The organism is Campylobacter rectus (assembly GCF_004803795.1).
Lineage (GTDB): Bacteria > Campylobacterota > Campylobacteria > Campylobacterales > Campylobacteraceae > Campylobacter_A > Campylobacter_A rectus.
In genome coordinates this window covers 1,625,096-1,640,284 of record NZ_CP012543.1, presented here as the reverse complement: position 1 = coordinate 1,640,284, position 15,189 = coordinate 1,625,096, and the positions used below count along the sequence as shown (strand labels likewise).

Annotated in this window: 12 protein-coding genes and 2 pseudogenes; 9 read left to right on the top strand and 5 right to left on the bottom strand. The window is 44.4% G+C overall.

The window, feature by feature from the left end:
- Positions 1-94: 94 nt before the first annotated feature.
- Complete coding sequence (locus tag CRECT_RS07800; protein WP_004318926.1) at positions 95-658, top strand: CheB methylesterase domain-containing protein; 564 nt, start codon at positions 95-97, stop codon at positions 656-658.
- The gene (locus CRECT_RS07795; RefSeq protein WP_004319048.1) at positions 651-1,457 is read left to right on the top strand and encodes a CheR family methyltransferase; all 807 of its coding nucleotides are present in this window, start codon (positions 651-653) and stop codon (positions 1,455-1,457) included. The genes CRECT_RS07800 and CRECT_RS07795 overlap by 8 nt, the downstream gene beginning before the upstream one ends.
- 1,372 nt (positions 1,458-2,829) lie before the next feature.
- Here CRECT_RS07795 and CRECT_RS07790 read toward each other — a convergent pair.
- Positions 2,830-4,032, bottom strand: a complete 1,203-nt coding sequence (locus tag CRECT_RS07790) for an MFS transporter (RefSeq protein WP_004319078.1) — start codon at positions 4,030-4,032, stop codon at positions 2,830-2,832.
- A 39-nt stretch (positions 4,033-4,071) separates the two neighbouring features.
- Complete coding sequence (locus tag CRECT_RS07785) at positions 4,072-4,527, bottom strand: copper homeostasis protein CutF (RefSeq protein WP_004318953.1); 456 nt, start codon at positions 4,525-4,527, stop codon at positions 4,072-4,074.
- 105 nt (positions 4,528-4,632) lie between these two features.
- On the opposite strand from CRECT_RS07785, the gene CRECT_RS07780 reads away from it, so the two are divergent.
- The 3 genes from CRECT_RS07780 to CRECT_RS07770 all read left to right on the top strand — a co-directional run bounded on the left by CRECT_RS07780 (position 4,633) and on the right by CRECT_RS07770 (position 6,538).
- Positions 4,633-5,553, top strand: coding sequence for an SPFH domain-containing protein (locus CRECT_RS07780; protein ID WP_004319066.1), 921 nt, complete (start codon positions 4,633-4,635; stop codon positions 5,551-5,553).
- Complete coding sequence (locus CRECT_RS07775; RefSeq protein WP_004318924.1) at positions 5,550-5,948, top strand: NfeD family protein; 399 nt, start codon at positions 5,550-5,552, stop codon at positions 5,946-5,948. The genes CRECT_RS07780 and CRECT_RS07775 overlap by 4 nt, the downstream gene beginning before the upstream one ends.
- Positions 5,949-6,031: 83 nt before the next feature.
- The gene (locus CRECT_RS07770) at positions 6,032-6,538 is read left to right on the top strand and encodes an endonuclease V (protein ID WP_004319092.1); all 507 of its coding nucleotides are present in this window, start codon (positions 6,032-6,034) and stop codon (positions 6,536-6,538) included.
- 1,198 nt (positions 6,539-7,736) lie between these two features.
- On the opposite strand, the gene CRECT_RS07765 is transcribed toward CRECT_RS07770, so the two are convergent.
- Positions 7,737-7,964, bottom strand: coding sequence for a hypothetical protein (locus tag CRECT_RS07765; RefSeq protein WP_004319090.1), 228 nt, complete (start codon positions 7,962-7,964; stop codon positions 7,737-7,739).
- Positions 7,965-8,093: 129 nt separating this feature from the next.
- On the opposite strand from CRECT_RS07765, the pseudogene CRECT_RS12680 reads away from it, so the two are divergent.
- Positions 8,094-8,271 (top strand): annotated as a pseudogene (locus CRECT_RS12680) (IS1595 family transposase); the annotation flags it as partial.
- Positions 8,272-8,389: 118 nt separating this feature from the next.
- Here the strand turns inward: CRECT_RS12680 and CRECT_RS12675 are convergent.
- Positions 8,390-8,983, bottom strand: a complete 594-nt coding sequence (locus CRECT_RS12675; RefSeq protein WP_257792193.1) for an ABC transporter ATP-binding protein — start codon at positions 8,981-8,983, stop codon at positions 8,390-8,392.
- A 255-nt stretch (positions 8,984-9,238) separates the two neighbouring features.
- A pseudogene (locus CRECT_RS12670) lies at positions 9,239-9,986 on the bottom strand (ABC transporter transmembrane domain-containing protein); the annotation flags it as partial.
- Between the two features lie 579 nt (positions 9,987-10,565).
- Here CRECT_RS12670 and CRECT_RS07750 point away from each other — a divergent pair.
- Genes CRECT_RS07750 through CRECT_RS12665 form a run of 3 tightly spaced genes read left to right on the top strand, consistent with a single transcriptional unit; the run spans position 10,566 to position 15,170 of the window.
- Entirely contained in the window at positions 10,566-11,618 is a 1,053-nt protein-coding gene (locus CRECT_RS07750; RefSeq protein WP_004319037.1) for a dehypoxanthine futalosine cyclase, read from the top strand.
- The gene (locus CRECT_RS07745; RefSeq protein ID WP_004319117.1) at positions 11,615-12,838 is read left to right on the top strand and encodes a M16 family metallopeptidase; all 1,224 of its coding nucleotides are present in this window, start codon (positions 11,615-11,617) and stop codon (positions 12,836-12,838) included. Before CRECT_RS07750 ends, CRECT_RS07745 begins: the two co-directional genes overlap by 4 nt.
- On the top strand, positions 12,828-15,170 hold the full coding sequence (locus tag CRECT_RS12665; protein ID WP_004318922.1) for a DEAD/DEAH box helicase: 2,343 nt from the start codon (positions 12,828-12,830) through the stop codon (positions 15,168-15,170). The genes CRECT_RS07745 and CRECT_RS12665 overlap by 11 nt, the downstream gene beginning before the upstream one ends.
- Positions 15,171-15,189 lie beyond the last annotated feature (19 nt).

Genomic DNA, 15,189 nt, shown 5'->3' with positions numbered 1-15,189 from the left:
GAGCCTTAAATTCAAGGCTCCAAAAAACTCGGCTAAATTTAATATAAATAAATATAAAATAGCCCCGAATTTAACTCATAAAAACGGAACGAATTTGAAACAAAAATTAGTCTTAGTCGGCGCCTCGACGGGCGGTCCGGGACATCTAAAGAAGCTATTTAAGGGGCTTGAGCTAAAAGGCGCCAGTATCATTGTTGCCCAACATATGAGCCTCATGTTTATCCCTAGTTTTATAGCGCAGTTTGACAAGGAGTGCACCGCCGAAGTGGTGATGCTAAGCACGCCTACGCAGCTTAAAAGCGCGATATATATCTGTGAAAAAAACTCCGAAATAATCTCAGCTAGCCCTCTAAAGGCAGGCATTTGCTCGCCTATGAAAGAGACTACGTATAACCCAAATGTAGACGTTCTTTTTCACTCGGGCGTGCAGGCTTGCGAATTTGCCGACGTTATGGCGATACTGCTAACAGGTATCGGCGATGACGGCGCGAAAGGGCTAAACGAGCTATACAAGGCGGGCGCTAAATGCGTTGCCGAGAGCGAAGAAAGCGCGATTGTTTACGGTATGCCAAAGCGCGCGAAAGAGATCAATGCAAATTTAAAGTCGCTCCCGATCGGCGGCATAAGAGCGGAATTGGAAAGGTTTTTAAATGCTTGAAAATGCAAATTTGACGCCCGCTCCCAGCGATGCGGCGGGACTAAATAAATTCGTCGATGTCATCAAAAATATGTGCGGCGTGGATCTGGAGTCCAAAAAGGAGATGATAAAGCAGCGCCTAGCTAATTTCTGCCAAGCAAACGGCATTTCAAGCTTTGAAAATTTGAGCTCGAAAATCGTCGTAGACCGCACCTTAAGGCAAGAAATCCTAAATCTCATCACGACAAACGAGACCTATTTTTACAGAGAGCTTGCCCAGCTGCAAGCCGCGATTTATTACGCTAAAGAGGAGCTGTCTAGCGCGCGTATCCTTTGCGCGCCGTGTTCGAGCGGGGACGAGGTGTATTCGCTGGGTATGCTCGCGCACTCAAATTTGCTTGACACGAGCCGCGTTAGCATCGTGGGCATCGACATAAACTCCGAGGCTATCGAAAGCTGTAAGAAGGGCGTTTATAGCGAGCGCTCCTTGCACCGCTTAAACGACAATCAAAAAAACATATACTTCACGAAATGCGACGGCAAGTATGAAATCAAGCGTGCGATGCTGCCTAGATGCGAGTTTAGCGTGACGAATATCTTTGACGATTCGATCTTTAAGCTCGGTAAATTCGACATCATTTTCTCGCGAAATATGATGATTTATTTTAATGAAGAGTTTAAGCTAAGAACCGTCGAGCGCTTTCATAAAATTTTGAGCGATCACGGCAGGCTCTACGTCGGACACGCCGATCTGGTGCCTTATACCGCGCTTTATAAAAAGCATATTTCAAACGGCACGACTTATTACGCCAAGGCCTAAGCGGGTTAAATTTGGGCCGATACGATGCGCGAGCCCTGGCTAAATTTTAAAAATTCGCACCAAATTTGAGGATAAATTCGGTGTAGCGGCCGATTCGGTCTCGTTTTAATTTTATTCAAATTTGATTTATTTTGGCGGATAAATTTAGGCGGGCAGACGGCTATCTTTTTGATACGAACGGTAAATTTGCGCTTGTTTTTCGTTAAATTTGCCCGCTTGTTTGCAGATTTTCTTACACACTAAATTTACGCTGTTTTTTGCTAAATTTTATGAAGGCCGATTTTTTACGCAGGCCAAATTTGGCGCGAATTTATCCCTCATAAACCCTCTCGTTTTTGCTATTTTTATCAAAATTTGCGCACAGGCTCGCATCATCCGCAAAATTCGATCGCGGATAAATTTACGAAAATGCCGGAGAAAGGCGGCTAAATTTAAGCCGCTCGCGTGAAAAGCTAGATTTGCGCCTCTTTTTGCGGATTTGCTTGTGCGGGCTAATTTTAAATCGCACTGTTTTTACGAGTCGCCAGGACGGGCGAGGTCGGGGTGAAAACGGATGGCCGGAGATAAGTTTTTTGTTTATCGCAAAGCAAGCAAGCGGACGGATGGGCAAACGGATTAATTTAGCTTAAAATTTAGGCTAAATTTTTAAAAACTGCATGCTTCTTAGACTCTGCAAGCGGTAAATTTAGGTTAAATCTTGCCGGATTTATGCCGTATCCGCAAAGAAACGGCTCCTTGCTTAAGGATAGCGAACCATAAATTCAGCGTCAAATTTAGCTCAAATTTTGGTCGTTTCCACAAAAAGCGGGCTCAAGATAAGTTAATCGGATTTTTAGCTGCGACTTGCGTTGCTACTTATAAGACCTCTTATTAATTTTAGCACAATATGATAAGGTTTTTATAAAAACATCGCTTCGTGAGCGTTTCGCTTGTTTTATCATTATATCTAAACTCTACTTCGCTACACTCGTAGCTTTTCAAGACGCAGTAACGAGCGATCTCTAGCTATTAGGCGACGGTAGCTAGCGAAGCGACGCTAAGCGAAGTAAAATACCGGTGTTTTGTTTGCCGCTCCTCTATCTCTCTTGCTTCTTACTCTTTTAACTTCGCTACGCTCGTTACCTAAAAGCACATCGATAAAATGATAGTTTAAAACTCTTTTGAAAGTTTTTAACTTATCTTGAGCCAAAGAGTATTTAAAAGCGAAGTCGGCGTGCGGCAAATTTAGACTAAATTCGGCATCAAATTTAGTCTAAATTTTTATGACCTTTCGTAAAGCGGCGCAGAGACGAGGCGGTCTTGCGACAAAGCGAAATTTTATCCCGCAACACTGAAAAACGCAGCTAAATTTAGATTAAAGCATACCCAAATTTTACGCCAGCTCGTCTTTGTAAATTTTACGCACGGCAAGCCAGTAAAATGCTCCGAGGATAAACGCGCAGCCCATCAGCGCGGTGATCTGCGCGAGACTAAGCCCCAGCTCGAAAAGCAATCCTATGCCTCCCGATACCGCAGCGCCGACGGCTAGGCAGACCATATCGTTGTAGGCGATGATGCGGCCGTAAAATTTGGGATCGCACTTTTGCTGGATGAGCGTGTAAGTGTAACTCCAAAGCGTCGAGGTAAAAAATCCCGCACACAAAATGCCGATAAATCCGAGGTAAAAGTTAAATTGCAGCGCGCTCCAAGCCATGATACCAAGCCCGTGACCGATGTAGATATAAACGAGGCTGGCGTTTGAGACGAATTTGCTAAGCACGAGCGGGCCCATCATAAGGGCGAGCGAGCGGCAGGCGTTTATGTAGCCGATTATTAGCGAAGTCGAGAGCAGGCCCGCATACGGGTAATCGGCCAGCAACGCCACGAGTGCGTCGTAGCTGGTTACGCCCACCACCGCGTGAAGCATGATGAGGTGGGCTATGAGCGGATTTTGTTTGATGTATTTTAGGCCGTTTTTTAGCATCTCGCGGATTTTTTCGCCACCTTTTTGAGCTCTTACGGCGATGTCCGTTTTTAGCAAGATCGTAAGCGCAACGCCGTAAAGAGCGCAGTCAAGCAAAAAGGCGCTTTTGATCCCGAAAAAATGGATATAAATGCCCGCTAGCCCCATACCCGCGGTGTATGAAAACGCCCAGATGAGCGAGTGGATCTCATTTGCGGTTTTTAGGTCGTCTTTGTTTAAAATTTTGGGGAAAAGGCTCATCTCGACCTGAAAATACGTTCCGCCGGCTCCGACTCTGATAAATATTATCGCAAAAAGCAACCACATCAAGGAGAGTTTGTCGATAAAAACGAGCATAAAAACCGTCACCATCTCTACGACCGTGAGCGCTATTAGCATCGGTTTTGGGCTAAATTTATCCGCTACGATACCGCTAAAAGGCGATAACAGCACGCCCGGCACGAAAGCTAGCGCAGCCGCCGCCGTGATAGCCCAAACGGGCGCGTCAAGCTCGATAAGCAGCGTGAAAATACCCGTGTGCGAGAACCAAACGCCGAAATAACAAATCAGCTGTATGAGCGAGAGGCGCGCGAAAACGGGCTGGGTTTTTAGTAGGTCGATAAATTTACTCATTTTGGGCTTCGGGTTAAATTTGAGCGCTAAATTTGCCGCTTAGTTGGCTTCTAGCTTTTTGTAGATGCGCTCCTGAGCGAAATTTTCTTTGATAAAGCTGTTTTGGTTGCTGATCTGGCGAAGCGTATCGCCGCTAATCTCGAAATTTAACTTTTCGCGGTATTGATTCGTCACTCTTAGGGTGTTGCCGGCTATCTCGTAAATGCCCGTTTGCAGCTCTCTTTGAGCGATCTTTTTTTGATAAATGGTATCGATCTTAAACGTCCCGTCGGCAGAAATCGTAAAGACGCTTTTTGAATCCTTGCCACAGCCGTCACAAAGCACTTTTGCCTCATAAACGCCGACTAGATTTTCTTTGTCTATTTGGGCGCCGCACGTTTCAAAGACCTCCGTGCCGCCGCATTTTTGGCTATTTACTGCGCTATCGCTTGCGTTCTTGCTCGCCGCACAGCCCGCAAATATCATCGCCGCCGCTAAAAACAGAATATTTTTCATTATTTTTCCTTAAATTTTGGCTAATTATACTAAAAATTTCGGCTTGGGTGCTGACTTTTTAGCAAAAAACGGCTAAAATTATGAAAATTATTTCAAGGAGCAGTTATGGAAGACAGTATCCCGTTTATCGTATTTGCCGTGGTCGTGCTGGCCTTTGCGGTTTTGTTTTTAAAATCCGGTATCAAGATTATCTCGCAGTCCGATATTTATATCGTCGAGCGTCTGGGTAAATTTCATAAGGTGCTTGACGGCGGATTTCACATCATTATCCCGCTTGTAGATCAGATCCGCGCGCAGATCACCGTGCGCGAGCAGCTGGTAGATATCTCAAAACAACAAGTTATCACGAAGGATAACGTAAATATCAGCGTCGACGGTATCGTGTTTTTAAAGGTCGTCGACGGCAAAATGGCCCTATATAACGTCGATAGCTACAAACGCGCGATCGCAAATTTAGCTATGACGACGCTAAGAGGCGAGATAGGCGCGATGAACCTTGACGATACGCTCAGCTCGCGCGACCGCCTAAACTCCGCGCTGCAAAGAGCGCTCGGAGATGCCGCCGATAACTGGGGCGTAAAGATCATGCGCGTCGAAATCTCCGAAATTTCCGTCCCGCACGGCATCGAAGAGGCGATGAATCTGCAAATGAAAGCAGAGCGCGAAAAACGCGCGATCGAGCTAAAGGCGCAGGCTGAAAAAGAGGCACTCATCCGCAACGCCGAGGCGTTAAAACAAGAAAAAGTCCTGCAAGCCGAGGCTATCGAGCGTATGGCCGATGCGAAAAAATACGAGCAAATCGCGCTAGCTACGGCTCAAAAAGAGGCGATGGATATGATAAACGAAAGCATGGCGCAAAACGCAAAAGCCGCCGAGTTCCTACTCGCGCGCGACCGCGTCGGAGCCTTTAACGAGCTAGCCAAAAACGGCTCGAAAGATAAAATTTTAGTCCCTTACGAAGCGACCGAGCTCATCGGTTCTCTAAGCGTTTTAAAGGACTTTTTGGGCGCTAGGGCGGCAAAATGATACCCGTGTACTTGATGCTGGCTGCAGGCGTGGCGCTCATAGCGCTCGAGTTTATGCTGGGTAGCTTTTTCGTACTATTTTTCGGACTTGGATTTTTAGCGGTCGGAGTTTTGGGATTTTTTATCGATATCGCTTGGGAGTATCAAATTTTACTCATCGCTACCACCTCGCTAGTCTTGCTTTTTGCGCTTAGAAAGCCGTTAAAGGCCAAATTTAATTCGCACGAAAACGAAGTTAAGGACGACTTTTTAAACGAGAGCGGCGATGGCGAGATCAGAGAGGGGATGGTTTATTACAAGGGTACTTTGTGGCGCTACGACGGAAATTTAGCCGAGGGCACAAAGGTGCGCGTGCTTGGCACCAAAGGCAATAAAGTCGTTTTACAGCGAGATTAAATTTGAGCTTTTGAGGCGACTTTTGATGCTTTAATCCAAGTCGCCTCTTTCGTGCTGCTAAAATTTAAACGAAAAGGATAGCGGTGAAACTTGCCGTAGATGCGTATTATGTGGGAAGCAAGGCTAAAGTCGTAGGGGTTTTGTTTGAAAACTTTAGCGACGAAAAGCCGATCAAAACCATCTCGAAAGCAGTCGGCGACGTGGCGCCCTATGAGAGCGGAAGCTTTTATAAAAGGGAGCTACCGTGCATCGTCTCGCTTTTGCAGGATCTTGATGTGCGGGATATCTCGCTCATCGTGATCGACGGTTTCGTTTATCTTGACGACGAGGGCGGATACGGTCTGGGCGGGCATTTATACGAGCACTTGGAGCGCAGAGTGCAGATCGTGGGAGTAGCTAAATCGCCTTTTAAAGGTAGCTGCAAGCTCGTAAGAGAAATTTGCAGAGGCGGTAGCAAAAGGCCGCTTTTCGTTAGCGCGATCGGTATGGATATAGACGAAGCGGCACGGCTCGTAAAGGGGATGAGCGGCGAGTTTAGGATGCCCGGCTTGCTTAAAATTTTAGACGACGAGACTAAAACAGAATTTTAATAAATTCATCGAGAACGGCCACCGGATTTAAGCGGATAGCTTAAAAATTTTTTATTCTGACGGCGATGAAATTTTGACGTCGTTTTTGTTTTCTTTGCCGCATTTATGACATTTTAAATTTCAGTTTAAAATTCGCAACCGTAAAAAGTCAAATTTGACGCCTGCAAGCTTAAATTTTAGTTAAAATTTAAAAAAGGCTAGTTAAATTTAATATTTATTTAACTGTTGATGCTTTTTAAAAATGGATTTATAGCGACTATATCGCCGATTATCATCACGATATCGATAATTGCAGGCAGATCAAGCTTCCTTATAAAAAGTAGGTTATCGCTGAGACGAAGACTAAGTCTGCTCCCGACCAAATAGCGTAGTCGATGTCTGCCGAAATGTATCTAAGGACTACCGAAAGCGAGTAAAAATAAAATTCCGAACAAAAACGAGTGAACCGATTTGCGAGGCGTTAAATTTGAGAAAAATGCGATAAAATCGGCCTTTAGGTTTAATTTTCTAAAAAATCAAAAATAAAAAAAGATTAAAATTTGCCGCGAAAGTTTAAAGTTCTCTTTTTTACGCAGCTAAAAAACGGAATTAAATTTGTAAAATTCGGGCAACGGAGCAAAGTAAATTTGGTATATTAAAAGATGAAAAAGCGGCGGCTCAGTTAAATTTTCGTTTTAAAAAGTCTAAGAATGAAGCAAAAAGAGATTGCGACGAGCGACGAAATTTGCAGCTAAAATTTGTGGGCATAGCGGTGTTTTGACGGTTTTAAAATTTAAGCCGACTTCGGACTTAAACTTTTAATTTCGACTAAAAGCAATCAAAAAACAAAAGAGTAGTCAAATCTGACCTCGGTCGCCTTTAAATTTCAATATTTATGATGCAAACGACACGCGTTTTGTCATTTGAATGGTTTTTACCGTATTTTTGCTCATATCGCCGCAGCGCTGCGCGCATTCTTGCGCCTTGTTGCCTTTTGCGCATTGTTTCGAGTCGGTGCAGTCGCCGCGTTAGGACAGAGCCCTTTGCTTGCACTATGATGAGAACGGTCTCGCGTCGCGCCTTGATGCTTGCGCATTTGGCGCTTACGACGCCTTGATGCTGGTAGTTTGCCTATTGGCGTAGCGGTGCTTTTGCGTGTTTTGCTCGGCAGTAGTCGGTTTATTTACCGCGCATCCGACAAAAACTAGCGCCGAAATCATCATCTAAAACTAAATTTTTCACTTCTGCCCTTTAGTTTAAAATGTTTTGCGATTAGCGAAATTCGTTTGGGATTTTTTCTAAAATTTGGATAAAAATTTGAGCAAAAACAGATGAAAATAAAATTTAAAAGAGCTTTTGTATTAAATTTGTCGCAGTTTGCAAGTGTGCAACTCGCCTTTTTGACGGCGTAGTCCGGATCGGTGCAGCAGCGGACGAAAATAATCAAAGACTCTCTTTAGCTTCAGCAGCGGCAAGCTACGATGAGAACTATATTCTTATAAAATAACGAGCGGTCTCAAGCCTTTAAGCGACAGTAGTCGGTGAAGCGACGCTAAGCGAAGGTAAAAACAAACGCATAGTCCGTTCAAGAATTTCAGAGGTTAAATTTAAAGAAATTTTATGGTATTTCTGCCGATATATAAGCCATAAAAATAGTCCGGTTCGCTAATACTTCTAGATTCTCCGTCAATAAAATTCTAAAAAATATTGGAGTTTTATTGTCCAAAGAGCGTGAGAAGATAAGCAAATTTACTCGTAACTACTTCTTGAAAAGCTGCGAGTGCAGCGAAGATGAACTATCCGGCATCTCGTATTTTATCACGGCTTTTGCTTTTTCATCATTATCTGCATATATTTTCATTTGGAAAAAGATCACTCATAGGCATCCTTTCGTATGTGTATGGTTTGATCTGTTATGCGGTTAAGCTTATCATTGGTGCTATGAGTACAAAAAATAATAGTCCAGCCGTCTTCTTTTAGTCCTTTTAATGTTTCTATTATGATATCTTCATTATCCGTATCCAACGATGATGTCGTTTCATCTAAAATTAAAATTTTAGAATTCTTAAGAATAGCCCTTAAAAATGCTACTCTTAGTTTTTCTCCGCCCGAAAGCTTATTGCCGCCATCGCCGATTAGTTCATCGTTGTCCATATGATCCAAATTAAGTTTTTTTAAGTATGGCAAAACCCTGTTCGTATCGTATCCGCAATCCGGATAAAAAATATTTTTCAAAACGGTATCATTATGTAAAAATACATATTGGCCGCAATAGGATATAATATTTCTTAGCTCGATATTAGAGTATGAATTGATATCTTTTCCGTGGATAAAAATCATACCGTCATCAACTTTATATAAACCTATCAATGCTCTTACTATCGATGTTTTGCCGCTTCCGCTTTGTCCTCTTATTTGTATAAGTTCATTTTTGTTGCACACAAACGATATGTTGCTTATTAGCACTTTATCGTCTATTTTTATTTTTAAATTTCTTACCAAGATTGGATGGTTTATGTTGTTTTGATTTTTTATTGCTATGTTTTTTTCTTTTTCATCTTCTATTTCTAAGAATTGTAAAATTTTTTCAATTGAAACAATTGATTTTTGTATCGTTTGCAGGTAATTAAATACATTTCTTACCGGATTATAAAATCTATATGAGTAGTCGGAAAAGACTACAATCGTTCCGACTTCTAGCAGTCCGAGATTTATTTGGTGTATGGCATACAATAAAACCAAACAAATACCTATCGTCCTAAGACATCCTTCGATAGGCATAAAAATCGATAAGCTTTTTATGCCTATTTTTCTATTGTTATACGATATTTCCGATAATTTATCAAACCGCTCGCATTCCGTTTTTTCGGCATTAAACGACTTTATGGTTTCATACCCGCTTAATAATTGCTCTGCTGCAACCGTCATTTTAGAGTCCGCTTCTTGAGAAATAGACGAAGTCCGTTTTTGTATTTTAGCTGTCTTTATGCTAAATATGTAAATAAAAGGCATCACAATAAGTAGTATCATAAAAATCATAGGTTCGATATATTAAAAATATGGAAATGAAAATAAAATCAAAAACATCGCTAAAAATGGTATAAAACGGTCTTTCAAATATATATTCAAGCCTCTGAGTGTCGTTCATTAGAATATATATTAAATCGCCTTTTGAGCGTTTCGTAATTTCTTTAAAGTCTATTTTGGTTAATTTCTTAAATAATTCTTTTCTTACGTTAATAATTATGTATTGAGCGGTAGTAATGGCTATATAGCAAAAGAAATTTCTAAAAATAATAAAAAGAATCGACGAAAGTAAAAACAAAACGACTCCGGCGACGGCTAAATTATATTTTGCAGGGGATTCTACAAATATTTTAACAAAGTCATAAATAAATCCGCTAAAAGTATCCTTGGAAAGAGAAGTGACGGTAAAGCCAAGAAACCAAGAGGGTAAAACCGCTAGCATAGATGAAATGATTGCCATAATGATACATATGGACATAATGTATTTTGAAGTTTTTGAAATTTTAATTATTTTTAATATAGCCTTCATATTCAAATTTATCCTTGTAAATTCAAAAAACGGGACATAATGGCTTGTCTTTGCGATAAATTATCTATATAAAACCAAACCCCATCCGGCTCAAAACAATTTCTCTTATATACATACGACTTTTATCTTGAGACCCTGCGGGATTATAACCAATCATCTTGATTTTGACAAAATGTTGTGTAGGCTCACAATACACGGCGCTTTTTATGGTTATACTCCACGGGCGTCTTATATCCAAGCGAAGTATCGCGTCAAATTTACCACAGTCTGCGAGCGGGTAAAATTTAGCTACCTGCGGCCGATGAGTCGGCTTTTTGACGGTATAACCCGGACAAGCGCGATAGCAAGCGCAAAATAATCAAAATTTTTAGCTTTGTCGTTAAATTGTTTAAAAAATGCACAAAACGGCAATCTGAAAGTATTAAAAAACGCGAATTTATCAAAGATAAAAGCATTTTTCGCTAAACTCGCGTAAAAATTTAAAGGAAAAATTTGACTAGACTAAGCGCGGATGAGGCGGTAAATCTGATAGAAAATGCCGAATTAAACGAGCTTGGAGCGATGGCTTTGGCGCGCAAACGAGAGCTACATCCCCAGGGCGTCACGACCTTTATCGTGGATAGAAATATTAATTACACGAATGCGTGCTGGGTGGATTGTAAATTTTGCGCGTTTTACCGCGATCATAAGGACGAGGATGCCTATGTGCTGGGCTTTGACGAGATAGGGCGTAAGATCGAAGAGCTCATCGCCATCGGCGGAACGCAAATTTTGTTTCAAGGCGGGGTGCATCCGAAGCTAAAAATCGAGTGGTACGAGGATCTGGTGGAATTTATCGCGAAAAACTACCCGAGCGTCGCGATTCACGGATTTTCCGCCGTCGAGATCGACTATATCGCGAGGATTTCGCGCATCAGCACGAGGGAGGCGCTGCGTAGGTTGCGAGAAAAGGGACTCTACTCTATGCCCGGCGCCGGAGCCGAGATACTAAGCGACCGCGTCCGCGACGTGATCGCGCCTAAAAAATGCGACGTGCAGACGTGGCTGCGCATCCACCGCGAGGCGCACGAGGAGGGGCTAAAAACGACGGCTACGATGATGTTTGGCACCGTCGAAACTACGCGCGAGATCGTGGAGCACTGGGAGCATATTAGACGCTTACAGGACGCTACAAACGGCTTTCGAGCGTTTATCTTGTGGAGTTTTCAGGGGCTAAACACGCGCCTAGCCGCCGAGCACCCCGAGATCAAAAAGCAAAGCTCGAACCGCTATTTGCGCCTGCTTGCCGTCTCCAGGCTGTTTTTGGACAATGTACCCAACATCCAAAGCAGCTGGGTCACGCAGGGCAGCTACATCGGGCAGCTGGCGCTGCTGTTTGGCGCAAACGACTTGGGTAGCACGATGATGGAGGAAAACGTCGTCAAGGCCGCGGGCGCTAGCTACCGAATGAATCAAGACGAGATGATACGTCTCATCAAAGACATCGGCGAAAAACCCGCCAAACGCAATACCAATTACGACATTTTAGAAAGGTTTTACGAATGAAAATCATAAATTTAAAAGCTAAAAATCTACAAATCCCGGCCGTTTTTGAGGCCGGCAAAACCCTGCCCGTGGTGAGCCTTAAGCTTATTTTTAAAGTCGCGGGAGTTTGCGCGGAGGAGAAGGCCGGACTGGCTAAATTCGTCGCGAAAATTTTCGACGAAGGCACGCTAAGCAAGGGCGCGTCGGCGTTTGCTAAAGAACTTGAGATGCGCGCGATCAACCTATATGCGAGCGCCGGATTTGAGACGTTTTCTTTTGAGCTAAACTGCCTAAAGGAGCACTTTTTTTTTGCGCTTGCAAAGCTAAAGGAGCTTTTGGATGAGCCGAATTTGAGTCAAAAAAGCCTTGAAAAAGTGCGAACCTTGACGCTGGGCGAGATTTCGGGCAACGAGAGCGACTACGACTATCTAGCCAAAACCGCGTTAAATGAGCTGCTTTATCCGGGCACGAATCTGGCAAGACCTAGCATCGGCACGAAGCAAAGCGTAGAAAGCATCACGCTAAAGGACGTGAAAAATTTCATCGCTAGCAAGCTTGATCTAGCCAATTTATTCGTCGTTCTAGGCGGCGAGGTAGCGCCGGAAGAGCTAAATTTGGATGAGGTTTTAAGCTCGTTAAAAGTAGGCGAACCGCGCGAGCTAAAGCATCTAAAGACCAGCGAGAAATTAAGCGAAAAAATCATAATCAAGCCTAGCGAACAGGCTTATGTTTATTTCGGTGCGCCTTTTAGCGTCCCTTGCGAAGAGCGCTTTAAGGCCAGGGTTGCGACGTTTATCCTCGGCGACGGCGGTTTTGGCAGTAGGCTGATGGAGGAGATCCGCGTGAAGCGAGGGCTCGCGTATTCGGCGTATGCTAGGAGCGAATTCGCGCTTAGTTACTCGCAAATTTGGGGTTATCTGCAAACCAAAAACGAGAGCAGAGACGAGGCGGTCGCGGTCGTGAAGGATGAGTTTAAAAAATTCGTCAAAAACGGCGTGAAGGCGGGCGAGCTAGCGCAGGCCAAAAGATTTTTGCTGGGCTCTCAGCCGCTTCGCCAAGAGACGCTTTTTAACCGCCTAAGTATCGCTCAGGGCGAGTTTTACAACGGCTTTAAGCTAGGAAATTTTAAAGACGAGTTAGAAAAAATCTCAAAGCTGAAACTTGCCGAGCTAAACGCGTTTATCGCAGAGCACGCGGAGATAGAAAAGCTTAGTTTCGCCGTGCTTTACAATGAAATTTGATGAAAAAGACAGAGTAGATCTAAAAAAAATCGGCGTAACCACTCTGCTCGACCTTGCACTTAAGCTTCCTAAAAGCTTCGAGGATACGAGCCTGGCCGCCGCGCCAAAAGACGGGCACGTCAGCATCGCCGTAGAGATAAAAAGCGCATATCGTCAGGGCGGGATGCTGCACGCGCAGTGCCGATGCGAGGCATGGGGGCAAAGCGTCAAAATCGTGATTTTTAACGCCAAGCCCTGGCACTACGGCGCTTTTAAAGTCGGCAAGAGCGTGTTTGTGAGCGGCAAATGCGCCTATGCCTACGGCTCGTGGCAGCTAACCAACCCCAAAATCGTCACGAAAATAAACGAAATCATACCAAAATACAAACTTTCCCTTAGAGACGATTCGTTTAAAAATTTGATCCAAAAATACGTAAATTTGCCGAATTTACTCGCAACCGGGCTTTTGCGCGAAGAGGCGGAGTTTTTGCTTGGTTTGCACAGAGGGGATGAAAAAAGCGCCCGAATGCTGGAGGCTCTCGTGCGAGAAAAAGCGGGCGAAGACGTGCTAAAATTCGTTGAAATTTACAACTACTTAAAAAAGCTAAATTCTAAAAAAACTCATTTTAAGGCGCCTAAAATCAAGCTTTTTAGTATCTCGGAATGGCTAAAAAATTTGCCGTTTGCTCCCACAGACGATCAGTTAAATGCTATCGCCGATCTGCGCTCGGATTTTGGTGGCGAGGAGGCGGTGCGACGCGTCGTGATGGGCGATGTGGGCAGCGGCAAGACGCTTGTTATGCTAGCCGCCGCGCTTAGCGTCTATCCCCGTCCCGCGCTCATCATGGCGCCCACGTCGATACTAGCCGAGCAAATTTACGCCGAAGCGGTGCGTTTGCTGCCTGATTTCATGCGGATAATGCTTATCAAAAGCGGCGACAAGCCCGAATTTGACGGCGTAAATCTCATCATAGGCACGCACGTTTTGCTCTATCAAAGCTTGCCCGCCGCGCCTTTGGTGATGATAGATGAGCAGCACCGTTTCGGCTCGAATCAGCGCGAGAAAATCAACGCTCTAGCTAGCGGAGGTCTGTGGCAAAACCCGCAGCTTGACGAGGTGGAGAGCAAATTTGACGGCGAAGAGAAGGTGAAATTTGATAACGGCACAAAATACGAAAACGGTAAAAATGTCCTTTTAGCGGCGGCAAAACATAACGGCGAAATTTTAAATTTTGCCGAAGCGGACGGCAAATTTGATAAACTTGGCATAGTAAAAATCGGCAAGCTAAGCGGTGAAAATTTTAGCGAAAAACAAATCTGCAACGACGAAAATGAAGGTAAATTTAGCGAGACGCTCAAAAATAAAGATGAAAGCGATGAGATACTCGGCGGTCAAATTTACAGCGAAAATAGCGTTAAAAGTGTAGAGAAATTTAACAAAACTCTCGGCGACAAATTTGCAAGCTTGGCGACAAAAGACGCGGGCGACGGGCGAGAAAATTTAAGCCCGTCAGAAAAAAGTAACGGACTGAAAAATTTAAGCACGGACAAAAAAGGCAATGATAAAATCCGGAGCGCGCAAAAAAATGGAGCTAAGAGCGTAAATTTGCGCGAATCTAACGAGCCGAGAGCTCACGTGGTGCAGTTTTCGGCAACGCCGATCCCGCGCACGCTAAGTATGATACAAAGCAGCTTTGCGGAGTTTAGCTTCCTGCGACAGATGCCTTTTGAAAAGCATATCCACACGCAAATTTTACAAAGTGCGGACTTCGGCGAGCTGTTGGCGCACATCAAAGCTCAAATCGCCAAAGGCAGGCAGATTGCCGTGATCTATCCGCTGGTTGAGAGCAGTGAAAGCTCGAACTATCAGGGGCTGGAGGATGCGCAGGATTTTTGGCGGGCGAATTTTGCAAACGTCTATGTCACGCACGGCAAAGACAAGGAAAAGGAGCAGGTGCTGCGCGAATTTCGTGAGCGGGGCGACGTACTGCTCTCGACGACGGTGGTCGAGGTCGGCATCTCGCTGCCGCGGCTTAGTACGATCGTGATCGTGGGCGCGGAGAGACTGGGGCTAGCGAGCCTACATCAGCTGCGCGGGCGCGTAGGGCGAAACGGCGGGAGCGGATTTTGCTTTTTGTTTACCAAGCTCAAAAGTCCGCCGACGCGCCTAAGGGAGTTTTGCGAGACGCTGGACGGCTTTAAGATCGCCGAGATAGACCTCAAAAATCGCCAAAGCGGCGACATCCTAAACGGCGCGTTTCAGCATGGCGCGACATTTGAGTATTACGACTACGAGGAGAACATCACGCAGGCCGCAAAAAGGAGGCTGGAAAATTCCGTCAAATTTGGCTAAAACGGCAAAAATCGACCGC

Coding starts and splice junctions, on each gene's coding strand:
- CRECT_RS07795 (WP_004319048.1), top strand. CDS start 651: ATGCTTGAAAATGCAAATTTGACGCCCGCTCCCAGCGATGCGGCGGGA.
- CRECT_RS07790 (WP_004319078.1), bottom strand. CDS start 4,032: ATGAGTAAATTTATCGACCTACTAAAAACCCAGCCCGTTTTCGCGCGC.
- CRECT_RS07785 (WP_004318953.1), bottom strand. CDS start 4,527: ATGAAAAATATTCTGTTTTTAGCGGCGGCGATGATATTTGCGGGCTGT.
- CRECT_RS07780 (WP_004319066.1), top strand. CDS start 4,633: ATGGAAGACAGTATCCCGTTTATCGTATTTGCCGTGGTCGTGCTGGCC.
- CRECT_RS07775 (WP_004318924.1), top strand. CDS start 5,550: ATGATACCCGTGTACTTGATGCTGGCTGCAGGCGTGGCGCTCATAGCG.
- CRECT_RS07745 (WP_004319117.1), top strand. CDS start 11,615: ATGAAAATCATAAATTTAAAAGCTAAAAATCTACAAATCCCGGCCGTT.
- CRECT_RS12665 (WP_004318922.1), top strand. CDS start 12,828: ATGAAATTTGATGAAAAAGACAGAGTAGATCTAAAAAAAATCGGCGTA.